Origin of the sequence: Streptomyces sp. NPDC055966 (assembly GCF_042269865.1) — a bacterium.
Lineage (GTDB): Bacteria > Actinomycetota > Actinomycetes > Streptomycetales > Streptomycetaceae > Streptomyces.
Window position 1 is genome coordinate 289,734 of record NZ_JBHJYK010000006.1, and the last position, 25,704, is coordinate 315,437.

The following is a 25,704-nucleotide window of genomic DNA, read 5'->3' on the forward strand; positions in this document are numbered from 1 at the left end:
CTGGGCGGCACCGGCCATGAGGGAGGCTGGGCGGCCACGCCGAGGGCGAGGCCGAGTGTGAACTCTGCCTTGCGCAACTCCTCCGGTCTGCCGGCCCGTTGGGACAGAGAACGTAGCGCACCTCCCCTGCGCCCGATCGCCACCTTCGAGTGGGTGACGAGGCCCAGCACCTTGGGGCAGTTGGCGTGCTCAGGAGCCGTCGGGTGGAGACGGCGTCGCTCAGTGCGGAAGGCCGCAGGCTGAGCACCAGGCGGACGGCGCCGCGAAGGACCCTCCGGCGCCGATCACACGTGTTCATCCTCCAGTCCGGCCAGTTGGGCCTCCAGGCCCTTGAGGCCGGTTCTCCCGGCGCCGGCGCGGAGCTGGGACAGGTCGGGGACCGCCAGGCGTAGCTGGCGGGCCAGGCGGGCGACGAGATCCTCTGCCTCTCCCCGCGTGGCCTGGCGGCGGGAGCCGAGGCGTTTGTCCAGACGGTCCAGCAGAGCGTGCTTCCGTGGTGTTTCGGCCGGGCACCACACGCGGAAGAAGCGGTTGCCCGCCATGCGGTAGGTGCCGATGCGGGACACGGGGATTCCGTCTTCGCCGAAGGCGGTGGCGGGCAGCGACACCGACCAGGTGCCGTCGGCGTCCTGTTCCGGTGCGACTGAGTCGAGGTGCTGCTCACGGAGCCAGTTCCGGGCTGCCCGCAGGACACGCTCGTCCGACTCCTCGCCCTGCTCCTCGTTGTCGAGAGCGCTGATCAGCTCTGGAGTACGGGCGCAGAGCGCGCTCAGCTCCGGGTCGTGTTCGGCCCCTGCCCCGGCCTGGCCGTAGACCAGGAGTCCTTCCCGGCCGCGCACCAGATAGACCGGCAGGAAGACGAGTCGCTCGTCCAGGCTCTCCACCGCGTCCAGGGCGACGGGCAGGTTGAACCGGGCCCGGTCCTTGCGGTCTTTGAGGCGTTCCAGGGCTGTGCGGTCGAAGCCGGAGGCCACGTGGATCGGGCTGAAGCGCGGATAGCGGTCGCCCCGTGTCACGGCGGCCAGTTCGTCGGGGGACAGCAGGGTCACGACCTCTTGGTCGTAGTGCGTTCGGGTCAGCGGGGCGCAGCTCAGGGCCTCGAAGTACAGCTTGCGGCGGTCCTGGCGCGTGACCACGTAGCGGATGTCGTCGTCCACGGAGCGCTGTCCCAGTGCTGTCAGGGACAAACGGCCCCCGGACTCCCGCAGGTGGCCGATCGCGGTGAGGAAGCGCACAGCCTGCGCGACCAGGGCGCCGTCCAGGGCGAAGAACGCGGCGAGTTCGTCGACCGTGTGCAGGGCGCCATGGCGCAGCCCGCGCTCCAGGAAGCGGTCGATGAGGAAGAAGTCCTCGCCCTCGGTGATGTCGGCGCGGATCTCCACCTGCCAGACGGGCAGGAGCAGGGCGTAGAGCCGGGTGGGCACGATGCCCTGGCCGAAGGCGGCGTCCTCCAGGACCCGCTCTTCGGGGAAGGGCATGAGGCGGGCGGCCGTCGTCACGCTCGGCCCCCCTTCGGGGCCAGGCCGGCGGCTTCGTCCAGGCCGGGGGCGGCTTTGTCGAGCGCTGCCATGACGTCCTGGTAGTCCCGCAGGTCGCCGCGGTCGAGCAGATGCCGGTGCAGGTCGTCGATGAGCGCGCGGAAGCCGGGGTCGTCCGCGCACAGCAAAGTGCTCAGGTCACCCGTCAGCACCAGTTGGCTCTTGGCACGGGTGAAGGCGACGTTGGCGCGGCGCAGTTCCTTGAGGAAGCCGACACGGCCATCGGGGTTGCTTCGTGTGAAGCCGTACAGCACGACCTCGCTCTCCCCGCCCTGGTAGGAGTCGACGCTGCCGACCGAGGCATCCGCGAGCTGGGAATCTCCGATCAGGGCGGTGAGGTGGCGGACCACCTCCAGGCGCTGCGCGAGGTAGGGGACGATCACCACCCACTCGGAACCCCGCCGGTGGTAGAAGGCGGCGAGGCGGGCCAGGAGACGTGCTTCGCAGTCGTTGGAGGCGCCCTTGCGGCCGCGGCCCTCGGCGCGATGCCCGCCCGACTCGCGACGTACGCCGGCGGGCAGCGAGGCAGTGTCGACGAAGGCCATCGGGCTCGCGAACAAGGGGTCGGTGTGCCGGTGTTCCTTCTCGGTGAGCAGTTCTCCCCGGTAGAAAGCGGCCGAGATGAAGTCGGCGATCTCAGCGGGCATCCGGCGCTGCCGGGTCAGCTGGACGACGTGGGAGGCGGGCAGTCCGGCACGCAGCTGCTCCAAGGCGCTCTGCGAGATCAGCCGGACCAGCCCGGGGTCGCCGACGCCCTGGGCCCAGTCGTCCACCTCGCGGTCGTGGAAGGGCGGCAGTTGCCGGTCGTCACCGACCAGGACGCCCCGGCGGACCCGAGTCAGCGGCACCAGTGCGTCCGCGACGCCGATCTGGCCCGCCTCGTCGACGATGCCCAAGTCGAAGTCGACTCCGGACAGTTCAGGGCGGGACGCGGCTCCGATACAGGTGGCGCCGACCACCTGGGCGTAGCGGACGAGTTCGGGCACCAGCTGGCCAGGGTCCTGGCCGACGGCGGCCTGCCACTGCCGGCTGAGTTCCTGGCGTTGGGAGACGAGCGGCAGCCACGCCTCCAATTGCCGGTGCAGGGCGTGCAGCGCGGCTGCCGCCTCGGCCGGATCCAGGAGCGGAGTGGGAGCGGACACGCCAGGCATGACCGTGCCGAGCGCCCGGACGGCCACGTCGGCGGCCTCGTAGGCGGAGTGAAGGCTCTCGCCGAGTCGATGCTCCACCGCCTGGCGGGCGGCCAGTCCCGAGCTGACGGCAGGCGACTCGCGGACCACACGGTCCACCTCGGCGCTCGCCGCTTCAGCCTGTCGGCGCAGTTCAGGGCCCAGGGCCTCGAACCTCTGGATCTCGTGCCGCACCGCGGTGAGCTCTTCTTCCGCGCGGCGGCCCCTGGAGCGGTGCAGCCGACCGGTCAACCAGGCGTCGGCACGCTGTTGTTCGGACTGCGCCTTCGTCCGGAGCCGGGACGCGCGCTCACTGAGCGCTCGCAAGGCCGACTCCCGTTCGTCCTCCTCGTGCCGGAGTGCTGCCAGCCGCTCCCGGGCCGGTGCCGCGGCCGCCTGGATCGCGCCTTGCAGACGCACGGTCGCGGCGCTCACCTGCTGGGCCAGGCCGTCGACCCGGTGGAGCCGGTCGGCGAGTTCCGCCGTCCACGGCGCGGCGGCCTCCGCCTCCCGGTAGGCCTGGGTGCGCAGGGCCATGGTGTGTCGGATGCCCTCGGCGAGGTTCTCCGACTGCTCCTCCAGGAGCAGCGGTTTCACATCGGCGTGGACTTTGCTCTCGTCTCCGACGCGGATGACGACGAGATCCGGTGGCAGTCGGGCCAGCACGTTGTCCACCGCGCGATTGGTGTGGGAGGTGACGAGGACCCGGCCGCCGCCGGTGGCGGCCGTGATCGCGGTGGTGTGGGCGATCTCGGTGATGGTCCGGGTCTTGCCGGTACCGGGCGGGCCGAGCACCACCAGCAGGTCCTCGGTGGTCAGCGCCTTGCGGAAGGCGTCGAGCTGTTCGGGGTCGAGCTCCTCGTGCGGCCGTGCGGTGGTGGCCGGGATGGCGCGTACATGGTGTTCGACCACGGCCGGGAGCAGACCCGGATTCCTTGTGTCCCCCGTGCGAAGGCTCGCCACGGCCTGCCGCTGTTTGTTGAAGACCACGTTGCTCGGTATGAGTTCCAGTGCTCCGCGAGCCGGGAGCCTCTCCCACGACACGGGCTGGTCGAAGCGGACGGTGACGGAACGTCCCGCGGCACGGCTCACTCTGCCGCGGGTCTCCGTATCACCCTGGATGCGGACGAATGCGCCGGTCGGCGGCAATTCCGTGTTGAGGAGCTGGAATTCATACACTGACTGCGGAGCGCTGCTCCGCCTGCCGCCGGTAGCCGTCAGGCGTTGATACGGGAACGGGGCGGCCGTGCGCTCCTCCCGGGTGGTGATCTCCTCGGTCATGTCGATCAACCGGTCCACCGTGTCGAGGAACTTCGCGTGGGCTTCGCTGACGGAGGAGCTCTCCTGCTGCTCCGACCGTGCTCGGCCAAGCCTGCGCCAGGCCTCTTCGAGGTCGTGCCACTGGGCGTCCGAGCCCTCGGGCACCGCCGGCAGCTCGAACACCATCCGCCAGGCAGGGGGGCGTACCAGGAGACAGGATCGGGCAAGGCGCGCGTGGTCGGCGAGGCGCAGCGGGTCGATGTGCTTGACGAAGTAGCCGGTACCGCGGTTCGTCACCTCAAGACGCAGCCGGTACGTGCGCGTGTGAACCAGCAGGGACGGTTTGTACCTGCCCGTGCCCGGGCTGACGCTGACCGCGGCGCCGTGTTCGAGCTGGTTCAGATCGTGGACGATCTGCGAGACGGCGGGCGGCAACCCAGCGCTGGATTCGGCCTTGGCACGGAGCTGTTCGTCCAGACCGTGCCCCGGGACGAGCACCAGCGGAGCGCGCAGCGCGACGGTGGTGACGGACATCGGCGCTCCTCAGCGCTGGGTCGGCGGGAAGGACGACAGCTCGCGGGCGGCGGCGAGCAGGGCGAGGCGGAATGCGCGCACGCCTGGACGCGCGCCCGGGTCCTGCCGCAGTGCACTGCCGACCACGTGGACGAGGCTGTCCGGAACGGAGGCCGGGGCGTTGGCGGGCGTCAGCCCGGGATACCCGGGATCGGGGATGTGGCCGGCCAGCGCTTGATGCAGGAGTGCACCCAACTGGTAGACATCGGTGGCCGGTCCGGGTCGGAGACCGGAGCCGTACCGCTGCTCGGGTGCCTGATAGGGCCCGGGGTTTTCGCCCGGGCGGGGCCCCACGGCGGCGAGGCCGAAGTCGCGCAGCACCATGTGCGGCCGGTTCATGACGATCGCGGTCGGCCGCAGCGCCCGGTGTGAGAGATTTTCGCCGGCCAGCCGCTCCAGGACGTGGGCCACTTCGGCGATGCCCCGCACGATCGACCACAGCCGCAGCGGGTCCGTCGGCGAGGACGCGGCGGGCAGCAGTTCGTCCAGGGTCCTGACGGGCCGGCCGAGTTTCGGGTCGGCCGGCCAGGCCAGAGCCAGGGTGGCGGTGTTCCCACGACGCGCGAGCTGTACGACGGCGGGGCCGCGGAAGGCACGGCACAGCCCGGCTTCCTTTTCGAGCGCGGCCAGGGGGTCGACGCGGCCCGGGCCGGGACGTGGCCGTGCCCACTCGACCTGCCGCAGCCAGGCGTAGGAACCGCGGGAATCCCGGTCCGACACCACACGCGCCACTGCCTGGCGCCGCACCACGTCGCCGTCCCGCGACTCGTCAAGGAGGTCTCCGGAACCTTCGTACAGCAGGTATTGCTGTCCCTCGACCTCGACGGTGGGCCGACTGTCCCATGCGGTGGGGCCGGAGTCGCGGTCGGGTCCGGCCACCACGACGACCGCGGGCCCCTGGGGCCGCCGTTGGGCCGGCCGTCCGGCGGGGCGCAGGTCGCGCAGCACCCGCAGCGCGAAGGCGGCGGCGTGCCGTGACGCTGTCTCCTGGGAGCCTGCGGCGTCGGACGCGGCCTTGCCGGGACCGGCGAAGTCGCTGATGCCGCGGACGGAGAGCGCCCGCACCGCGCGATGCATCCGGGCCGCGTGGGTGACGCCCTGGCTCTCCATGTCGACGGCCACGGCGTCGTTGTAGTGGCTGCGGATCCGGCGGGCCGTCTCGGAGTCACGGCTGCCGATCAGCACGTCTCCCGAGGCGATCGGCTCGAAGTGGACCCTGGGCGTCGCGGCGGACGGCGTATTCGGGGAGAGGAAGGCCCATGGCTCGTTGCGGCGGGCGGAGCGCACCAACTGGTCGATGTCGTATGCCGGTTCCCAGGCGTCAGGCCGAGCCTGGAACCCGTCCACGCTCTCACGGCCGCCGTGATAGCCGTAGACCTTCCTGGCGACGACCACGTCACCGAGGTGCACATCGTCTTTGAGGGCGCCTGCTACGCCGACGAAGAACACGGCCTCGGCGTCGAAGTACTCGATCGTGGGCTGCGTGACGAGCGCGGCCCGGGTGTTGGTGGGACCTGTCTCGGCCAGCGCCACTTCCCAGTCGAGGCCGGGTACCCTGCCGACGTCGACGAGGGTGCCCTGTGGCAGCGCGACCTCGTGAACGTCCTCCAGGTGCCGGCGCACCGCTTCGTACTCCACCTGCAGGGCGGTGAGTACGACCACCGTGGGCCGCCGCCCGTTCGCTCCCCCCAATGGAACCCCTCGCTTCACGGGATCTGCGAGATCACCTTAGCCGGGATGCCCTGAACGGGATTCGCCAGCGGTCAACTCCGCCGACGGCGGATCCCTTCGCGGGCTCGTGCGTCGTCGAGAGCCTGACCGACGACATCGGTCGGGTCGCAGGCCGCGGCACCACGCCGGCGGGGTCATCGAGCCATGCTGACCAACTGGAATGCCGAGGCGGGCGCCGGGGCTGCCGACGCGCTGCCGCCTTGCCGCGCCGATCCGCCGCGGAGCCCGCACCGTCTGGCCAAGGGGCGAACGAATGCCCCATAACGTACGGTGTGATGGACGCAGCAAGCCGGGCTCGCCGTGACGGAAGTGGCTACGCGGCGCGGTGACCCCGGCTCGTCCAGGCCGGAGGAAGAAGCATGACCATACGCGTCCGGCAGCAGCCCAGGAACCGCCGCTGCGCAGCCCTGCGCACAAGGATCCCGCTGGTCACCCTCGTGCTCGCCGTCACAGGCTGTGGCGGATCGGTCGCGCCAGGGGCGACACCCGACTCCCCCGGATCCCCCGCCGTCAGCCATGGCACACCGACCCCGGGTGCCTCCAGCGCACTGCCGAGCCGTACCGGCGCCGATGCCGCCCCTGCCACCGCGCGCGCCACCTCGTCGGCGCCCGCCGCCACCTGTACCGACCGATACCTGTCAGGCATGACCACTGCCCAGCGGGTCGGACAGCTGCTCATGGGGGGAATCTCCGCGTCCCAGCCCGACCAGGCCCAGCTGCGCATCCTGCGCGACAACCACGTGGGGTCGGTCATGCTGACGGGCCGCAGCAGCGCCGGTACGACGGCGACCAGAAAGCTCGTCGACGGATTCCGAGGCCAGGCGGACCAGGTCGCCGGGCGGCGGGTCGGCCTGCTGGTCTCGACGGACCAGGAGGGCGGCCGGGTGCAGGTTCTCAACGGCCCCGGCTTCTCGGCCATGCCCAGCGGCCTGACCCAGGGCAGCTGGCCGACATCGACGCTGCGTACCCGGGCCGCCGCATGGGCCAACGAGCTCAAGGCCGCCGGGGTCAACCTGAACCTGGCACCGGTCGCCGACGTCGTCCCGGCCGCGCTGGGCGTCCGCAACATACCCATTGGTTCTTTCCAGCGGGAGTACGGCCACACCGCGGACGTCGTGACCTCGCACAGCGGCGCCTTCGCCGCCGGCTTCGCGCAGTCGGGCGTGATGACCACGCTCAAGCACTTTCCCGGACTGGGCCAGGTGATCGGCAACACCGACACCACCGCGAACGTCGTCGACTCGGTGACGACCGCCGACAGTTCCAGCCTCACGCCGTTCCGGGCCGGGATCAAGGCCGGATCGCCCTTCGTGATGATCTCGTCGGCCACCTACACCAAGATCGACCCCAACCACCTGGCGGCCTTCTCGCCGACGGTCATCGAGCACCTGCTGCGCGGCCAACTCGGCTTCAACGGCGTGGTCATCTCGGACGACCTCGGCAACGCGGTCGCGGTACGGTCCTTCACGCCTGCCCAGCGGGCCGTGAACTTCATCGCGGCGGGCGGGGACATGATCCTCACGGTGCAGCCGAGCACCATACCCGCGATGGCACAGGGCATCCAGGCCCGGATGGCACAGGACGCCTCCTTCCGGGCCAAGGTCGACGCCGGTGTGCGCCGGATACTCGACGCCAAGCACAACGCGGGCCAGCTCGACTGCGGTTGAGGTCCGCAGACATCAAACCCGTTGTGCGAAACGGCATTTTATGGCCTGCTCCAGAGGCCTGTACGGTCTGGTTCATGGAGTGGAGCTTTCAGACGGCCGAAAGGCTCGCGGCTGCTTTGCGTGCCGGTGAAGTGACCTCGGTGGAACTGACCGACGAGGCGATCGCCCGTATCGAGCGGGACGACAAGGCGGTCAACGCGATCTGTGTGCCGGACTTCGACCGTGCGAGGGCTGCCGCGCGCGACGCCGACCAGGCGCGCGCCCGCGGTGAGGACCGGCCGCTGCTCGGCATACCGGTGACGGTCAAAGAGTCCTACAACATCGCCGGGCTGCCCACCACCTGGGGCATACCGCAACACCGGAACCACATGCCGGCCGAGGACGCGGTGCAGGTGTCGCGGCTCAAGGCCGCGGGCGCGGTGGTGCTCGGCAAGACCAATGTGCCCTTGGGGCTGCAGGACATACAGAGCTTCAACGAGATCTACGGCACCACCAACAACCCGTGGGACCACGGTCGCACGTCGGGCGGATCCTCCGGCGGGTCGGCGGCGGCACTGGCGTCCGGATTCGGCGCGCTGTCCATCGGCTCCGACCTGGCCGGTTCGTTGCGCACCCCCGCGCATTTCTGCGGTGTCTACGCGCACAAGCCGACCCTGGGGCTGGCGGCGAACCGCGGTATGGTCCCGCCGTCCGTGCCGGCCCTGCCGGTCGATCTCGACCTCGCCGTCGTCGGCCCGATGGCGCGCAGTGCCCGCGACCTCATGCTCCTGCTCGACGTCATGGCCGGACCGGACCCGCTGACCCTCGGCGTGGCGCACGCCTTGACGCTGCCGCCCGCGCGCCACGAGCGGCTCGGCGGCTTCCGGGTCCTGGTCCTCGACGAGCATCCGTTCATTCCGACCGGGTCCGCTGTGCGGGCGGGCGTGAACCGGGTGGCCGACGCGCTCGTCGACGGCGGCGCCCGCGTCGAACGGCACAGTCCGCTGCTGCCCGATCTGGCCGAAGCCGCGGAGCTCTACACGCAGTTGATGTTTTCGAGCGCTGTCGCGCGTTTCCCCGTCGAGGCGTACGAGGAGCTGCGGACCCGCGCCGCCGCGCTGAGCGCGGACGACCGCAGTCTCGATGCGGCGCGGCTGCGCGGCATGGTGTTCCGCCACCTCGACTGGATCGAGGCCGACAACCGTCGCCAGCTTCACCGCCACGGGTGGCGGCAGCTCTTCGCCGAGTTCGACGCCGTGGTGTGTCCCATCACGCCCACTCCCGCGTTCCCGCACGACCACAACCCCGATCCGAGGGAACGCCGGATCGACATCGACGGCGTCGAGCACCCGTACTTCGACCAGCTCGTCTGGGCCGGTGTGGCCACCATGCCCGGCCTGCCCGCCACCGCCGTACCCGCGGGACGGTCCCCCGAGGGCCTGCCGGTGGGGGTGCAACTCATCGGGCCGATGTTCGAGGACCGTACCCCGTTGCGGCTGGCCGAACTGCTGGAACAGAGGATCGGCGGCTTCCAGGCGCCGAAGCGTGACGCAATCTGAAGGTTCACCTTCCGTGGTGAAAGAAAGTAGTACAGATCCGCGTACTCTGCTAAACTTACCGGTAGTTGCAGTTGTAGTTCCCGAAACTTCAAGTGCCTCGGCGGCCGTATGCCGCCGGGCATTTCTGTTTATCCGGTGCTTGTCCGGACGGGGTTCAATGTGGCAACGCAGGGGTTCACACGGTGTGGACCCGCGGGCACTGCCCCCAAGGAGATGTGACATGGCTACCGGCACCGTGAAGTGGTTCAACTCGGAAAAGGGATTCGGCTTCATCGAGCAGGACGGGGGCGGCCCGGACGTCTTCGCGCACTACTCGAACATCGCCAGCCAGGGCTACCGTGAGCTCCACGAGGGCCAGAAGGTGAACTTCGACGTCACGCAGGGCCAGAAGGGCCCGCAGGCGGAGAACATCACCCCCGCCTGACGCCGAAGCGTACGAGATATCTGGGGCCCCGTCCTGCGGCGGGGTCCCAGATATCTTTTTTGCATTCCGGTGAAATTCTTTCCGTCTCACATCCGGCTCGTTCTTGCAATTCATCCGGCTCATTCCTGTCGTGAATTCCTCGATGCGTGCCCCGTCGAGGAAGGTTCTCCATGAGCCGCTCAGCTCGCCCGAACGACCGCTCCACCGGCCGCCGTCCCGCCGCGCCCCAGGGGGAGTTCGCCCCGCCGGTCACCGTCACCCCGGCCCTGCCCGCGGTCGCGAACTTCGGTGAACTGGACATGCCTGCCGAGCTGTTGAGGATGCTCACCGATCTCGGCGTGCACGAGCCGTTCCCGATCCAGGCGGCCACGTTGCCGAACTCCCTCGCGGGGCGCGACGTCCTGGGGCGCGGGCGGACCGGATCGGGCAAGACGCTCGCCTTCGGCCTGGCGCTCCTCGTCCGCACGAGCGGACAGCGCGCCGAGGCGAAGAGGCCACTGGCCCTGGTCCTCGTCCCCACACGCGAGTTGGCCCAGCAGGTCACCGATGTGCTCACCCCGTACGCCCGACTGCTGAAGCTGCGACTGGCCACCGTGGTCGGCGGCATGTCGATCGGCAGGCAGGCCGGCGCACTGCGTGCCGGGGCCGAGGTGGTCGTCGCGACTCCCGGCCGCCTCACGGATCTCGTCGAGCGCAGGGACTGCCGCCTGGACCGGGTGAACGTCACCGTCCTGGACGAGGCCGACCAGATGGCGGACATGGGGTTCATGCCGCAGGTCACCGCACTGCTGGACCAGGTACGTCCCGACGGTCAGCGCATGCTGTTCTCGGCCACGCTGGACCGCAACATCGACCTCTTGGTCCGTCGTTACCTCCATGACCCGGTCGTGCATTCGGTCGACCCGTCGGCGGGCGCGGTCACCACGATGGAGCATCACGTGCTGCAGGTGCACGGTGCCGACAAGTACGCCACCGCCACCGAGATCGCCGCCCGCGACGGACGAGTGATCATGTTCCTGGACACCAAGCACGCTGCCGACCAGTTCACCAGGCACCTGCTGAGCAGCGGCGTGAAGGCCGCGGCCCTGCACGGCGGCAAGTCGCAGCCCCAACGCACCCGCACCCTGGAGCAGTTCAAGACCGGCGAGGTCACGGCGCTGGTGGCCACCAACGTCGCGGCGCGGGGCATCCACGTCGACGACCTCGATCTCGTCGTCAACGTCGACCCGCCCCACGACCACAAGGACTACCTGCACCGCGCCGGCCGAACCGCCCGCGCCGGCGCGTCCGGAAGCGTGGTCACCCTGGTCCTCCACGGCCAGCGCCGGGACGTGGCCCGTCTCCTGTCCGACGCAGGCATCAGGCCGCGGATCACGCAGGTCCGCTCCGGCGAGGCCGAGCTGAGCCGCATCACCGGCGCCCAGGCTCCCTCCGGTGTCCCCGTCGGCGGCAGCGGGCCGGTCGCGGAGCGTCCGAAGCGCGGCGGTGCCCCGTTCCGCGGGATGGGCACCCGACCGGGGCGGCCCGGCGGCGACGGCACGTCGCGCCGGTCCGCTGAGGCCCGCCGGATCGCCGAGGCCCGCCAGGCCGCCCGGGTCCGTCGTGGCGCCTAGACAGGCCGGCGCCGGGTCAGCGCCGGTCCGGCACGTCCCAGCGGACGCGCACGGCCGGGGGCTTGCGGAAGACCAGGCCTGTGGGCGCGGTGGGTGAGGCCGGGTCGAGCCGCAGGCCGGGAAGACGGTCGAGGAGCGCGAGGAGGCAGGCGCGGGTTTCCAGGCGGGCGAGGTGGGCGCCCAGACAGAAGTGCGGGCCGTGCGCGAAGGCCAGCTGGAGACGGGAGTTGTCCCGTCGCAGGTCGAAGACGTCGGGGTCCTGGAAGACCTCGGGGTCGCGGTTCGCGCCGGCGAGCGAGACGACCACCAGATCACCGCGCCGCACGTCGGCCCCGCCGATCGTCACGTCGGTGGTCGCGTAGCGGTCCACGTTCGCCGCGGCGGGTTCCAGGCGGAGCGATTCCTCGATCGCCGCGTCGGCCAGGTCCGGATCGGCACACACGAGGGCGAGTTGACCGGGGTGTGCCAGCAGGTGCAGTACGGCGTTGGCGATCATGCCCTCGGTGGTCTCGATACCGCCGAACATCAGCACCGCGGCGTTGGCGACCACCTCCGGCAGCTTCAGGCGCTTGCTCCGGGCCGCCGCGACCAGCGGCGACGTGTCGCCTCCTGCCGCGACCGTCGCCTCGACGCTTCCTCGCAGCTGGTCGAAGGCCGCCGCCCCGGCGGGGTTCGCCGGCCGCCCGGCGGTGAGGTCGGAGACCGCGCTCACGATGGCGTCGTACCAGGTCAGTACCTCCTCCGCGGCCGCGCCGACCAGGCCCAGCGACTCGGCGACGACGGCGACGGCCAGCGGTCCGGCCACCTCCCGGCGCAGCTCGGCGCTGCCCCGCGGCCGGATGCCTGCCACGAGCCGGGCTGCTTCCTGTTCCACGAAGCCGGTGAACCGGTCGTGCACGTCCTGCGCGCGGAACGGGTCGGCGAAGGGGGCGCGGTGCCGCTTGTGCTCGGCGCCCTCCACGGAGAGCATGCTCGGACCGACCACCTGGGCGGTGGAGAAGCGGGGATCGTCCACCGTGAAGGTCGCCGCGTCGCGCATCACGCGCAGTGCGAGATCACGCCGGGTCACCAACCAGCCGCCCAACACGGGGAGCCACGACACCGGTTCGTGGGCGCGCAGCAGGGCCAGCCGGGGATGGGGGTCGTCCGTCAGGTCCGTGAGCGTGGTCGCGGAGCCGAGCGGAAACCGGCGCGCTGTCACCATGGAGCCGTCCCCTGTTCCTGTTTCTGTTCCTGTGCCTGGAGTTCCGGCGTGATCCGGTGAGCTGGATCCTAGGCGTGGACGGCGTACGGCGGGTCCTCGCCGTGGTGTGCGGCCAGGAGGTGCGGGTCGGGGCGAGGGCGAGGAGTCCGGCCAGGGACGGGACCGTCGTACAAGGCAGGGCGTCCAGCTCGGGGCGGTGCGCACGGTTCCGGCCGGGAGTCGCACTGCCGTCACCTCGACGAGCATGCGCTCCGGCCCGGTCTCGGGAACCCCGGGTCCGGACCCGGACTCAGGTCCAGGCGGCGGCGCACAGGGCCCGGTCCAGTTCGTCGGTGTAGCGGGCCGCCGCCAGCCACGCGCGGGCGAAGCGGTCCGGGTCCGTCGGCAGGAGGCGGCCGAACACGTCACGGGACCGCTCCGCCGCCGCCCCGTGCAGCGCCTCCAGCAGGTCGCCCGCCGTCGCGAGCCCGGACCGGCCCAGCCGACGGACGTCACCCGCCGAGTCACCGGGGAAGGACAGCACCCGCCGCCCGCCCGACACCGCCTGCTGCACCCGGCGGCGCAGCAGATGGACCGGGGCCTCTTCCGGCGCCGGGGACGCGGCCGGCGCGAGGGACGCGGGCACGGCCGGCAGGTCCGCGCGCTGGAGCCGGTCGAAGCCGAGGTCGACACGCTCGCCGGCCACCGTCGGATGCTCGGCCGCCAGGAGCTGGGCCCGGGGATGCGCGGCCGGTGCGAGCCGGGCGACGACCCGGAGTCCGCTGCCCCGGGCCGCGGCCAGCAGCCGCAGGTTGTCCCGGCAGGGCAGCGCCGGGTCGTCATGGGCCCGGGTCAGCCGCAGCGCGACGCCACCGCACTCGGCGAGCAGACACTCGCCCGCCGCCTCCGCCGCCGTACCGGCCAGGGTGACCTCCAGGAACAGCAGATCGTGACCGCCGCTCAGCGCCCGCGCGATCTGTTCGGCCACGGGCACCTTCCAGAGCCGGTCCAGCGGCTCCTCGCGCCAGCCGGCACCGGCCGCCGCCACCGCCCGTACCCCCGCGCCCGCGCCGAGCCGACCGCTGGGCGAGACGGTGGCCCCCGACACCGCCAGACCCGCTCGGGACAGCTCCCGGTGGCTCAGGGCCGTGTCACCGATCCGGACCGCCCGGTCGGCAGCGCCCACCGCGCGCCCGGCGCCGCCCGGAGCGACGTCGGACACCTGGTACAGCCGGCCCGTGGCGTCCGCGGTCCAGGTGACGGCACCCGCGTAGCCGCTCGCGGTGACCACCGGCTCGGAGAACAGGCCGTACAGCCGCAGCGAGCCGTCCGGGCGGTACGGCTGCCGTGCGGTGCCGCGCAGCCCGGTCAGTTCGATGCCCTCGGCGGCCGGGACGCGGTGGGCCACGGTCAGCACGTCACGCAGTCGTGCGACGAGGTCGTCCAGCCGGTAGGCCGGATCGGCCGCGCGGGCGGCGCGCAGCGCGGTGACCACCGACACGGCCGAGGCGGCGGCCCGGTGCAGACCGGCGAGGCGCGCCGTGTGCGCGGCGCGCAGCAGCCCGGCCTGGAGCACCGCGCCGGCGCCGTCCGTACCGGCCTCCAGTACGTCGGCCGCGGCGGAGTGGAGCGCGCGGGCGGCGGCGCGCTGCTCGGCCGTGGCCGTCTCCGGCCGGACGGAGGGTTGCTGCGCGGCGGGCTCCTCCTCCGAACTTCCCTCGATCTCCTCGGAGTCGGTGTCGTCCGCGACCGGGGCCGCCGAGGCGATCGCGGCGCGGTGCAGGCACTCCGGCGCCAGCAGACAACCGCAGCGGACGGCGTCCGTGCTCCTCACCGTGCCGTCCGGGGCGTGCAGTTCGAGGTCGGTGGCGTCGTCGAGGGCGATGCGCACGACGGCGCCGTCGCGCTCGACCGGGCGGTCCGCGAGCTTGGCGATGCCCGTGTCCAGGCGTCTCCGCAGCCGGGGTGAGAGGGCCGCGACGAGAGCGGCCGTCACGGACGGTGCGACCGGCGGCAGTTCCCGGCTCATGCGATCTTCTCTCCTATCCAGCGAGCGAGTTCGAGCGGACTGAGTGCGGCCACCGGCATGCCCGCGGCGACCAACTGCCCGGCCACGCCGGTGGAGTAGCGGGGCCGGCCCGCGTCGTCGAGGCTCGCGCAGCCCAGTACGTGGCAGCCGGCCCCGACCAGGGCACGGACCTCGGCCAGCAGCCCGCCGACCGGGTAGCCCTCCTCGAAGTCGCTGACCACCACGACGAGCGTGCGCGACGGCACGCTGACCAGCTCGCGCGCGTGCCGCAGCCCGGCCGCGATGTGGGTGCCGCCGCCGACGCTGACCTCCAGGAGGAGAGAGAGCGGGTCGGCGACGTGGTCGGTCAGATCGATCACCTCGGTGGAGAAGGCCAGGAAGTGCGTGGACAGGGTGGGCACCCCGGCCAGCACCGAGGCCGTGAGCGCCGCCCAGATCGTGGACGCCTCCATGGAGCCCGACACGTCGGTGACCAGGATCAGCCGCCAGTCCGCCGCCCGCTTCGCACGGCTGCGGAAGACGGGCCGCTCGGGTATGACCCGCACCGTGCCGTCCGGCATACGGCGGGCGGTGGCGAGGTTGGCCCGCAAGGTGCGGGGCAGGTCGAGGCCGCCGCCGGGGCGCCGGCTGGGGCGGGCCAGCGCGGTGCCGTGCAGGGCGGGGCGCAGCCGGGTCGCCAGCTCCCGGGTCAGCGCGTCGACCAGCCGGCGGACCAGCGGACGCAGCGCCGCGATCCGGGACTCGGGCAGACCACCGGCGTGCCGCAGCACCGACCGCAGCAGATCGACGGAGGGCCGCACCCGATCCGGGTCCAGCTCCGCGAACACGTCCTGGCGGCCGGTCGCGGCGGCCGCCGCCAGCACCTCCTCCCGGATCCCCGGGCCGAACAGCGCCGCCAGTTCCTCGGACCACTCCCGCACCCCGGGAAACGCCGCCTCACGCCCGCCGCGGTTCCCGTGTCCGGAGAGCTCTCCGCGACTGCCCTCACCGCGCCCACTGCCGTACAACTCGTCCAGCGCGGTCGCCAACGGCCGTGCGGATGAGTCAAGTTGGCCAGTCCGACGACCCAGGGCGAGCCGCCACCGGTCGGCGGGAGGGAGCCTGTGCCCGGCATCGGCCGGGGCGGGCGTGGGGCGATCCCCGCCGGACGCGGGCGTGTTGGGCGTGGGCGCGTTGGACGTGAGCGTGTTGGTCGTGGGCTTGTCGGACGTGGGTGTGCCGGACCCGTCCCGGTGTGTTTCGTCCCGCGATTCCTCGCCGGCGCGCGCCCCGGTGGGCCGCTGCGGCGGCAGGAGCCCGAGCGCGGCGAGCGTCTCGCGGGCCGTCAGATCCGCACGGGTCCAGACGGCGAGGGTCGCCGGGTCCACGGCCCCGGTGTCGTCCGGCCGGTCGCCGCCGAGGCGCCGCTCCACCGCGGCCAGCAGCCGCTCGCGAGCCGCCGGGCTGAGCGTGTCGAAGCCGCCGCGCAACGCCGGGAGCCGGTCGAGGAAGTCCCGGTCGGACAGCTCCGACACCCGGTTCAGCAGCGGTTCCAGCGCGGGCGGCGCCGACTCCAGCAGCGGCCCGGCCGCGCTCAGCAGACCGGCCAGCCGCGCGGTCAGCGCCGTACGCGACGCGGCGTCGACGGCCCCGTCCACCCAGGACGCGACCCGGTCCCCGAGGGCCCGGGCCTCCTCCTGCCCCAGCAGCACGCGGACGGCCCCGGCGGCGCCCCGCATCAGCGGGGAGCCGTCGGCCGCCAGCCGGGCGAGCGCGTCGGTGAGCCGGATGCCGCCCAACACATCCGCGCGGTGGGCGAGTTCCACCAGGGCGTGCGCGTCGGCCGGGTCCTCCGAGCCCGTGAGCCCGTCGACCTGGCGCACCGCGGCGGCCGTCAGCAGCTCGGCTACGGCCGCCGCCCGCGCCGTACGCTCCTCGTCACGGCCGAGTCCGGCGCAGTGCCCGGCCCGCAGCCGGTCCAACAGGGCCAGTCCGGCGAGGAGTTCGGGCAGCGTGCCGGAGCCGGGCAGCACCTCGGCGGTGTCCGCCAGGCGCTCGTCGGCGAGCCCGGACAGGCCGCATTGCGCCGCCTGCTCCAGCCCCGCCAGGGTCTGCGCCGCCGTCGGGCCGCCCTCGTCCCGCTCCGTACGCCGCCGCTCCCGCAGCACCCCCTCGGTCGCCTGCGCCAGGGTGACCCCGCGCACCCCGGCCGCCGTCAGCATGGCCGCCGTGGCCGGGGTCCAGCGGACCTCCCAGCGCGAGGTGAGCGCGTCGGCGCCGCCCGTGCCGGTCACCGCCTTGGGCTCGCCGTACGGAACCCCGCACACCGTCAGGCGCCGCAGCAGGAGTTCACGGCGGCGGTCCAGGTCCGAGCGGAGCGGGTCCAGGCGCAGGTCCCGGACGCCGGCGGACGGTGCGTCCGCCGGGCCCGGCAGGCCCAGCTCGGCCACGTCCGCCTCGACCGCCGGGGCCAGCCCGCTGCGCGGCGCCCGTGGCGCCGGGCGCCCGGTGCGCGTACCCACCAGCACCCGCTCCATCGCCCGGGCGACGGCCCGCCCCCGCCCGTACGGCTCGCCCTGCGCCAGCACCGTCTGCACGGCCTCGACCAGTTCGCCCCGGCCCGCCGCGGGCAGCCCCCGCAGCCGGGCCAGGTCACCGGCCAGCCGCGCGATCTCCCGTGCGTCGGCCGGCCCGGACGGATGACCCAGCGCCCGCAACTCGGCACACACCCCTACGGCGGCCCGGATCAGCGCCTCCTCCAGCGCCGCGGGGTCACCGGCCGCGTCCAGCACCCTGTGCTGCCACTCCGGGTCACGGATTCCGGCGGGGTAACCGGAGCGCTCGTCGAGCAGGGCGTAGCTGTACGGGACGAGGGAGGTCGTCCAGGCCGGGTCGGCAGGCTGCCGCCGCGCGGCCGGCTCACCGGCGTCGTTCTCGCCGGCGTCGTCCTCGGCCGGTCCGAGGAGCGCCGGGGCGTGGAAGGCGCCGACGAGGACCGCGGCACGCTCCCCGTTCGCCGTGGCCGCCGCGAGGCACGAGCGCATCCAGCGCTCCCGCCGCAGATCCAGTTCCGGCACCCCGCCCGAGGCCAGCGCCTCCTCACGCAGCGCCCACCCTGTCAGCAGCGCAGCCCGCCGCAGTGCCTCCGGCGGCGAACCGGGGGCGGCCGCCTCGACCAGCCGGTCCCACAGATCGTCCCCGGGACGGCCGGTGAGCCGGGCGCGGAGGGCGGCGACGACTCCGGGTACGCGACCAGTGTCACTGTCACCGTCGTTGCCGTCGCTTCCGTCCGTCGGCCGGGCCGCGGCGTGCGGCGCCGCCGTCCACGCCCGGTCCGCGAGCGGCAGGTCGCAGGCGATCACCGGCACCTCGTTGCGCGCGGCCCAGCGCACGGCGGCCAGTTCCGGTGAGAAGTCGGCGAAGGGGTAGAAGGCCGGACCCCCGACCGCGCCGCCGCCGCCGGGTGCCGCGGCGAGCGCGACCGGCGCCCGGGTCTCCTCGTGGGCGAGCCACGGCAGCCATTCCTGCAACTCGGCGGGAAGCTCGACCAACAGCACGTCCGGCCCGGCGGCGTCCAGCAGCGCGGGTACGGCGGCGGCCAGGGACGGCGCGTGATGCCGTACCCCGATGAGATACGGCGCCGACGGCCCGGTGAGCGCGGCGACGGCCGCGTCGGGCGCGCGAGTACTGCCGCGAGCCCCGGCGTTGTCCTCGACCTGGGTCCTGCCCTGGCCTGTCGCCTCGGCGGCGGACGGGTGGGTCACGATCCTCAGCCCTCCAGCACCGTGCGCAGATCCCACAGCGTGCGCCAGGTGGCCGACCCCTGTTCGGCCCGGCGCCGGACCGCTCCGTCCCAGTAGCCCCGCAGCCGCGCCGCGTCCGCCGGGTCGTCCTTGCGCACGACACCCAGGAGATGGCCGGGCAGCAGCCCGAGCACGTCCCGGTCACCGGGGAAGTACGCCGCGGCCAGTCCCAGCGCACCCGCCACGGCCACGGCCTCCGCCGTGCTCATCACCGTGGACGGCCGCTCGACCTCCCACCCCTCCGCCGACCTGCCCTCCCGCAGATCACGGAAGACGGTGACCAGGGCCTCCAGGACGGCGTCGTCCACCCGGAAGGCCGCGCCCGCCTGCTCCACCGCCGCCCGGGCCTGGCCGCGCACGAGCGCCGTCTCGGCGTCGAGGTCCGGGATCGGGCCCACCGTCTCGAAGTTGAAGCGTCGCTTGAGCGCGGCCGACATCTCAGAGACGCCCTTGTCCCGCAGGTTGGCGGTGGCGATGAGGTTGAACCCGGGTGCCGCGTGCGCCAACGCGTCCTCGCCGCCCGCCAGTTCGGGTACGGCGATGCGCCGTTCCGACAGCAGCGACACCAGGGAGTCCTGCACTTCGGGCAGACAGCGCGTGACCTCCTCGACCCGGGCGATCGCGCCCCGCGTCATCGCCGTGAGCACCGGCGACGGGACGAGCGCCTGCCGGGTGGGGCCCTGGGCGAGCAACAGGGCGTAGTTCCAGCCGTACTTGAGCTGGTCCTCCGTCGTGCCGGCCGTGCCCTGCACGACCAGCCCGCTGGTGCCGCACACGGCGGCCGACAGCAGCTCCGACAGCATCGACTTGGCCGTGCCGGGCTCGCCGACCAGCAGCAGGCCCCGCTCACCGGCGAGCGTGACCACGCACCGCTCGACCAGCGCGCGGTCACCCACGAACTTGCCGGAGATCACCAGCCGGCGAGGCACGCCCTCCGGCGCCGTCACGTCGTCGGGCAGGCGCAGCGCCTGCCCGGCGCTGCCCATGACGAACGTGACGACGGCCCGGGGCGTGAGCCGCCAGGCGGGCGGCCTGGGACCGGCGTCGTGGGCGGCGAGGAAGGCCAGTTCGGCGGCGTACCGGTCCTCGGGAGGGACGATCTGACGGGTCGCGTCGGGCGCGAGGGCGGCGGTCATCGGCGGGAGTCCTTCGGTGCGGTGCGGACAGCGGTCGGTGAGAGGGCGCGGAGCAGGGGCCGGGGCGAGCCTCCTGACCAGGGCCGGCGGGACGTCATCGGCGCCGCCCCCGCCGGGTCGCGCGGGTGGTCAGTTCCTCGTACGCCGGGGCGTCGCCCGCGCGGACGCGGTCCCAGGCGCGCCGGAACAGCTCCGGCACCGGAAGCAGCGGTATCGCACGCTGCCGGGCCGGGACCGGATACAGGCCCTCCTTCCAGGTCTCCACCGGCAGCGCGGGCGACTTCAGGTCGCGCCAGCCGCACGGCAGGAACAACGTCCGCCCGGCGCGCGGCCGCTTGGCCGTGACGACCAGGTCCGTGCCGGCCAGCTCGGTGCGGGCCTTCTTCAGCCGTGCGGGCCTCCAGCCGGTCCAGCGGGCGCAGTTGCGGTCCGTCGGATCGGGCAGGGCGAGCAGCTGGAGGTAGAGCGCGGCCGCGTCCTGGCTCAGTCCGTGGGCCCCGGCGACCTCGGCGACCAGCTCCGGCACGCTGACGGCCGGGTCCTGGGCGTATCCCGTCAGGCCCTCGGTACCGGTCGCGACCGCGCGGCCCAGCTCCTCGCCGAGCAGCGTGCGCAACATGCGCAGGCCGTGCCCCCGGTGCGGCCCCACCAGGCCCTCCAGCAGCCCGAACACGGCGTCGTCGGGACCGGTGAGCCCGGCCGGGCGGACCAGGACCGTCTCGACGTCGTGGTACCAGGGGCGCAGGGCGAGCGCCTCGCCGACCCGGGTCGTGCCGTGGGCGTCGGCTCCGCCGGCCGCGGGCAGTCCGTAGGCCTTGCGCAGCTCCACCGCGGTGGGGCCGCCCTTCTCCGTCGACTCCACGCCCAGACCGAGCATCAGCTCCGGGTCGGACATCCGGCGCCGCACCGCGGCGAGCCCCTCCGGCAGGAGAGCGCGCAGCGGATGGCCGTACGGCAGGACGTAGGCGAGCGCGGCGAGCGCGCCGACCGCCTCGGCCAGGGTGTGTCCGCCGGGCAGCGCCTGCGGGTCAGCCGGGGTGAGCCGGCCGTCCTTGTCCCACCGCATCACCGTCGTACGGCTCAACCACGGCGTGCGGGACGGGTTGAGCACGTCCTCGGCGCCGCCGGCCCCCATTCCGGACAGCTCGGCGCAGAGGTCCTCGGGCAGCCGGACCAGCGAGCCGAACCGCTCGGTCCACATCCGCCCGGCGGCGTCGAGGTCCGGTCCCGCCGTCCACAGGGTGACCGGGTCGGCCGGCAGCAGCGCCCCCATGAGCGCCAACCGCGGCTCCATGCCGAGGCCTTGTAGCCGGGCGGCGCCGAACTCCCGCTGCTTCGGCTTCAGTCCGACGGCGGCGAGGCTCTCGGCGGGCGCCTCCTGCGGCACTCCGGCGAGCAGCACGGTGGCCTGGAGCGGCCCCAGCCCGCCGCCGGTCGCCGCGATCAGCGCCTCGGGCGCCCCCGGCTGCCAGGGAGCGGCGCCCTTCGCCCGGACCAGGCCGATGACGGCGGCGAGGTCCTCGGCGGAGACCGTCGGGGTGTACCGCGTCTCCGCGTCCAGCGTGAAGTGCGCGACCGCGCCGAACGCACCGGCCGGATCGTGGTCCAGCGCCAGCCACTGGATCCGGTGGTGCTGCCGGTCGATCCGGTGCGTACCGAGGATCACCGCCGTGCGCCCGGCGCGGCGCAGTACCTGCCCGTCGCGCTGTTGCTGCTTCTCCTCCAGCGGTTCGCCCAGTACGACCTGCCGCAGTGTGCCGTCGGCCGACGCGAGCGGACCCTCGCCGAGGGCCTCGCCGAGCAGCAGCAGTGCCTCCCGGTGCGCGTCGGAGAGGACGGGCGAGGCGGCCCGGTACAGCATCGCCCGCAGGGTGCCCAGGACGGGCGGCCACGTCAGGCCGATCGCCGGGACGGTGTGCTCCTCGCTCGTCCAGCCGTCGGTGAGGGCGTCGAGCCGCTCCGGGCCGGGCAGTTGCCGGCCGTCGGCGGGCCTGCCGGACAGCACGTGGTTGACCGCGCGGATCTGCCGCAGCACGGTGTACCGCTCCCCGGGCCACCAGCCGTGCAGGCCGACGACACCGGACAGGGCGTCGGACAGCGTGCGGTCGTCGCCGTGCGCGGGGCTGTAGTCGGCGAACATGCCCTCGGTCCGGCTGCGCGGCTGCCCTGGCGGCTCCTTCGGGGGGCTCGCGAAGGAGAGGGCCGAGTCGGTGATGTGCAACGCCGACTTGACGAGCCCGGCGACACCGATGCGCAGCCGCTCGTCGGTGATCTCCGGGAAGAAGTGCTCCACGGCCTTCAGCACGATGAGGTCGGCGGTCGGCACGGCGGCCCTGGCGGCCTCGTCGTTCCCGGCCTTCGCCAGCGCTTTCTGACGCAGCGTCAGCGTCTCGGTGGTCCTCCCGAGCGCCTCGGCGACCCGCTCGTCGTCCAGTGCGCGCAGTGCGGCCGAGCCCTGTTCGTCACGCGGGCGCAGCGCGTGCCAGAAGGGCAGCGGAGGTACGAAGCGGGTCCCGGCGGCGTACTCACCGCCGCCGGCGTTCGGCGTCACGCGGCCCAGCAGCCCGTCGCAGGACGTGTCCTCGCGTGCGTAGAGCCCGAGTTGTCCGCCCGGGCGCGCGTGGTGGCGGGTCAGCTGAGCCACCACGGGCTCGGCGTCGCAGGGCAGCCGCAGCGCGCCGAGGGGAACGCCCGCCGCGCCTGCGTCGTCCATCGCGAGCGACACGGTCCGCCCGTCCGGCGTCCCGGCCGTCCGGCGCTCCTCGGCACCGGCGCCCTCGGTGCGCACCCAGCGTCCGAGCACTGTGCCGTCGGTGCCGAACGGGCTGTGTTCCAGGCCGGGTTGCAGCGGCAGGACCTCGCACAGCTCGGGCAGCAGCTCGGCGTCCTCGCGGATGCCCGAGCGCAGCAGCGCGGGCAGGGAGGCGCGGCCGTGCGTGCCGGTGGCCGGGTCGTACTCCAGCCAGACCGTCCGGCGGCCCTGCCGGCCCTGGCGCCACAGGGTGGTGCCGTCGCCGATGACGGCTCGGCACGGGGGCAGGTCCGTGTCCCCGGCGTGCAGCGTGCGGCCTCCGGTGGCACGGCCCCCGCCGGCCAGCGGGACCGACGCGATCGCCGTCTCCTGGCCGGACCACCAGGTCGGCAACTGCTCGCCGCCCAGCTCGAACACCTCGGCGGGCCGGGCCGACCAGTAGCCGTGCTGCTTGTTCTCGCTCCGCCACATCACGAGCAGTTCCCCGTCCACGAACCGGAATCGGGGGCGCTGCCGGCGGTCCAGTTCGTGCGGCACGCGCAGGTCGTGTGCGAGCAGTACGCGCTCCGGTCCGACGACGACCGCCTTGCGGCCGCGGCTCAGGATCAGCGCGGGCCAGGCCTCGTGGACGGCCAGTTCGTCGTCGCCGTCGTTCCGCTTCTTCTTGCCGACCTGGCCACCCTGGCCACCCTGGCCGCCCTGACCGGCCTTGCCGACCTCGCCGATCTCGTCGTCGAGCAGCGTCAGCGCCTCGTCGAGGGCGGGCCAGCCCAGTTCGTCCAGGACGCCGGCGCGCAGGGTCCGGCCGAGCAGCGGCGCGACCTGGTGCCCGGCGACCCGGGCCACCGCGTCGGGGGCGACCTCGGCGGCGATCACCCGGAACGGACGCAGCCGGTCGAGCGCCGCGCGGGCGCCCGGCAGGCCCACCGCGCGCGTGACGTCGTCGGCGGCCTCCTCCAGCCATTCCCGCAGCACGTCGGAGAGCACCGGATGACCCGCGACGGACTTCAGCAGCTCGCCGGATCGCTGATGGCCGCCGACCCGGCCCATGGTCCGGTGCAGCAGGCGCCGCAGCCGCGGGTCCGCCGCGACCGCCGCCAGGTCACGCCGGCCCTCCCGGGTGTCCAACAGCCATTCGGGCACCGGCAGATACACCGGTACGTCGGCGCCCGGCAGCGTCAGCGGGATCCGCTCGGCCGCGCACAGGTCCAGCAGATCGAGGTCGGCGCCCGCGTGCCAGCGTCCGGTGCACAGGTCCACCGGGCGGCCCGCTTCCCGCAGCAGCGGAGCCATGCGCTCGACCAGTGCCAGCGTGGCCGGGCAGCGCCGCGCGTACGATCCGCCGTGCTTGCGGAAGGCCGCCCAGCGGCTCAGCCAGTCCGCCGGATCGGCGCCGTGCTCCCGGGCCGCCGGCCCATCGGTCAGCAGCCGCTCGGTCCCGGTCTCCGCCAGCAGCGTCAGCCAGAACGCGTCGTCCTCGACGTCCCGGCCGAGACCGGCCGGCATGATCTCCAGGAGCCGCAGCCGGACCTCCGGGCGACGCTCGGCGAGGACGGGCAGCACCGGGCGGTAGGCGGTCCAGAAGGACTTCGGCGCGCGTACGGCGGCGGGAGAGGCGATCAGGTCGGCGACCAGCGCGCACTCCTCGGTGACCCGGTCCAGGCCCGCCGCCCTGATCAGCCCGCGCGCGTCCTGCGGCAGCGAGGCGTACGGCGGCATCCCGGCCGCACAGCGCTCCACCGTGAGCTGCCGGAACTGCGTCCAGGCAGCCGCCGGGTCGAGCCGGGCGGTCAGGTCCCGCACATGCTCCTTGAGCGCCTTCACGGTCAGCGCCCCGGCGAACGCGAACTCCAGGAAGACGGCCCGCTGGCGCTCCTCGTCCACCGCGAGCGCGTGCACCCGCTCGGCCTCCCGGGCCTTGCCGAAGAACGCGGCCGCGTAGGTGGTGTTCTCATGCTCCAGGAAGACCCGCGCGGCCTGTTCGTAGAACGTCGGCAGGAAGTGCGGCACGGCCCGGCCCAGCCGGGCGCCGAGTGCCTCGAAGCCGTCCTTGGCGCCTCCCGGCTTGGACTTGGCCTGCCGCGCGAGCCGCTCGACGTCCTTCACCAGGGCGAGCGCGTGATGGCCGTTGGCCGGGTCGTGGACCAGCGCCCAGGCCGGGAAGCCCAGCGTCTCCCGGCGCACCTGCCCGACCTCGGGAGTCTCCGGCTCGCGGGCCAGGCCCAGGAACTCCAGTGCCAGGTCTTCGGCCTCGCCGAGCGTGCCCGGCACCAGCCGGACCACCGGGCGGCCGTCCAGGGCGGCGTGCGTGTAGGTGCGGACCGTGAGAGCGTCGGCGTCCTCGCGCGCGGTGCTGCCCGGCGGCAGGACGGCACCGGCATCCAGCAGCGCCGACACGGCGGCCCCGTCGTGCCCGTCGTTCCGCTTGTCCCCGTCGTACGTCATGCCGCCCGCTCCTCGTCCTCGATGTCCCGCCCCGCGTAGAGCGCGGCCGCCATGCGCATGCCCTCCGACCAGGCCACCGGCCCGACCTGACCGAGCCTCAGGACCCTCCCGGTGGAGTCCGACCAGGCCAGCGGGCCGGTCTCGGTCTCCGACCAGCCGTCGTAGTCGCCGATCCAGACGCGGGCCTCGGCGCTGCGGCCGTCCTCCAGGACCGGGCACACCGCGTACCCGCCGCGCACCCGGTAGCCGAGCTGGGCGGCCCTGCCGTGCAGGAAGCGCAGCTCCTTGAACGAACCCCCGGCGTATTCCTCGACCTGGGTCGCCTCCGCGTCGAGCGCGGCCGGGCGGTGCCAGACCTCGCGGAAGAGCTGCTGCGCGCGCTGCTCCACACCCAGTTCGACGGCGAACTCCCGCAGCTCCTCCAGGTCGTCGAGCAGGACGGGGTGCGGGACGCGGACGAGGGCGGGGGAGATGCGGACGGTGTCGCCGTCGAGGTCGACCAGGCCGAGGCCGCGCTCGGGGTCGGCGTCCCGCAGGAAGCCGGCGACCTGTCCGTCGGCTCCGGTGACGACGAGGTCGCGCAGCGCGGCCTGCCAGGCGGGGTCCGGCCACACGCGCGTGAGGACGTCGAGCGGGACCGGCAGCGAACGCACCATCCACCGCTCGGTATCGGCCAGGCACTGCCGCTCGTGCCGCTCCAGCCACTCCGTCAGCTGCTTCAGACCCACGACCCCCGGATCGTCCGCGATCTTCGGGGGCACCGACTTCAGCAGCCGCCCCGAGGCGTTGCGGCACACCACCTTCCCACCGTCGAGGGCGACTTCGTAGTCGCCGGCCGACACCCACCCCATACGTGCCTCCCGC

At 73.5% G+C, this 25,704-nt stretch carries 13 protein-coding genes; 4 read left to right on the forward strand and 9 right to left on the reverse strand.

Features of this window, described 5'->3' with window-relative positions; genetic code table 11:
• Positions 1 to 284 precede the first annotated feature (284 nt).
• From ACFC8N_RS15720 to ACFC8N_RS15730, 3 genes are read right to left on the reverse strand one after another with little or no spacing between them, the layout of a single operon-like run.
• Positions 285 to 1,499, reverse strand: coding sequence for a hypothetical protein (locus ACFC8N_RS15720; protein WP_376288429.1), 1,215 nt, complete (start codon positions 1,497 to 1,499; stop codon positions 285 to 287).
• Positions 1,496 to 4,501: a DEAD/DEAH box helicase gene (locus ACFC8N_RS15725; RefSeq protein ID WP_376288430.1), complete on the reverse strand. Its 3,006-nt coding sequence runs from the start codon at positions 4,499 to 4,501 to the stop codon at positions 1,496 to 1,498. The genes ACFC8N_RS15720 and ACFC8N_RS15725 overlap by 4 nt, the downstream gene beginning before the upstream one ends.
• 9 nt (positions 4,502 to 4,510) lie before the next feature.
• Positions 4,511 to 6,232, reverse strand: coding sequence for a hypothetical protein (locus ACFC8N_RS15730; RefSeq protein WP_376288431.1), 1,722 nt, complete (start codon positions 6,230 to 6,232; stop codon positions 4,511 to 4,513).
• A gap of 398 nt (positions 6,233 to 6,630) precedes the next feature.
• Between ACFC8N_RS15730 and ACFC8N_RS15735 the strand changes: the two genes are divergently transcribed.
• From ACFC8N_RS15735 to ACFC8N_RS15750, 4 genes are all read left to right on the forward strand, one after another.
• Positions 6,631 to 7,938 carry a glycoside hydrolase family 3 N-terminal domain-containing protein gene (locus ACFC8N_RS15735; protein ID WP_362820215.1) on the forward strand — a complete coding sequence of 436 codons (1,308 nt, stop codon included), beginning with the start codon at positions 6,631 to 6,633 and terminating at the stop codon, positions 7,936 to 7,938.
• Positions 7,939 to 8,012: 74 nt separating this feature from the next.
• Positions 8,013 to 9,476: an amidase gene (locus ACFC8N_RS15740; protein WP_376288510.1), complete on the forward strand. Its 1,464-nt coding sequence runs from the start codon at positions 8,013 to 8,015 to the stop codon at positions 9,474 to 9,476.
• Positions 9,477 to 9,696: 220 nt separating this feature from the next.
• On the forward strand, positions 9,697 to 9,900 hold the full coding sequence (locus tag ACFC8N_RS15745) for a cold-shock protein (protein WP_356023399.1): 204 nt from the start codon (positions 9,697 to 9,699) through the stop codon (positions 9,898 to 9,900).
• Between the two features lie 170 nt (positions 9,901 to 10,070).
• Positions 10,071 to 11,513, forward strand: a complete 1,443-nt coding sequence (locus ACFC8N_RS15750; protein ID WP_356023401.1) for a DEAD/DEAH box helicase — start codon at positions 10,071 to 10,073, stop codon at positions 11,511 to 11,513.
• 16 nt (positions 11,514 to 11,529) lie between these two features.
• On the opposite strand, the gene ACFC8N_RS15755 is transcribed toward ACFC8N_RS15750, so the two are convergent.
• The 6 genes from ACFC8N_RS15755 to ACFC8N_RS15780 all read right to left on the reverse strand — a co-directional run bounded on the left by ACFC8N_RS15755 (position 11,530) and on the right by ACFC8N_RS15780 (position 25,691).
• Positions 11,530 to 12,717, reverse strand: coding sequence for a cytochrome P450 (locus ACFC8N_RS15755; RefSeq protein ID WP_376288432.1), 1,188 nt, complete (start codon positions 12,715 to 12,717; stop codon positions 11,530 to 11,532).
• A 289-nt stretch (positions 12,718 to 13,006) separates the two neighbouring features.
• The gene (locus ACFC8N_RS15760) at positions 13,007 to 14,725 is read right to left on the reverse strand and encodes a hypothetical protein (RefSeq protein WP_376288433.1); all 1,719 of its coding nucleotides are present in this window, start codon (positions 14,723 to 14,725) and stop codon (positions 13,007 to 13,009) included.
• A complete protein-coding gene (locus ACFC8N_RS15765; RefSeq protein ID WP_376288511.1) occupies positions 14,722 to 18,333 on the reverse strand; it encodes a DUF5682 family protein in 3,612 nt (1,203 codons plus the stop codon). Before ACFC8N_RS15765 ends, ACFC8N_RS15760 begins: the two co-directional genes overlap by 4 nt.
• Before the next feature lie 140 nt (positions 18,334 to 18,473).
• Positions 18,474 to 19,643 carry an AAA family ATPase gene (locus ACFC8N_RS15770; protein ID WP_376288434.1) on the reverse strand — a complete coding sequence of 390 codons (1,170 nt, stop codon included), beginning with the start codon at positions 19,641 to 19,643 and terminating at the stop codon, positions 18,474 to 18,476.
• A 94-nt stretch (positions 19,644 to 19,737) separates the two neighbouring features.
• Positions 19,738 to 24,840, reverse strand: coding sequence for a hypothetical protein (locus ACFC8N_RS15775; protein ID WP_376288435.1), 5,103 nt, complete (start codon positions 24,838 to 24,840; stop codon positions 19,738 to 19,740).
• Positions 24,837 to 25,691: a DUF4132 domain-containing protein gene (locus ACFC8N_RS15780; RefSeq protein WP_376288436.1), complete on the reverse strand. Its 855-nt coding sequence runs from the start codon at positions 25,689 to 25,691 to the stop codon at positions 24,837 to 24,839. The genes ACFC8N_RS15775 and ACFC8N_RS15780 overlap by 4 nt, the downstream gene beginning before the upstream one ends.
• Positions 25,692 to 25,704 lie beyond the last annotated feature (13 nt).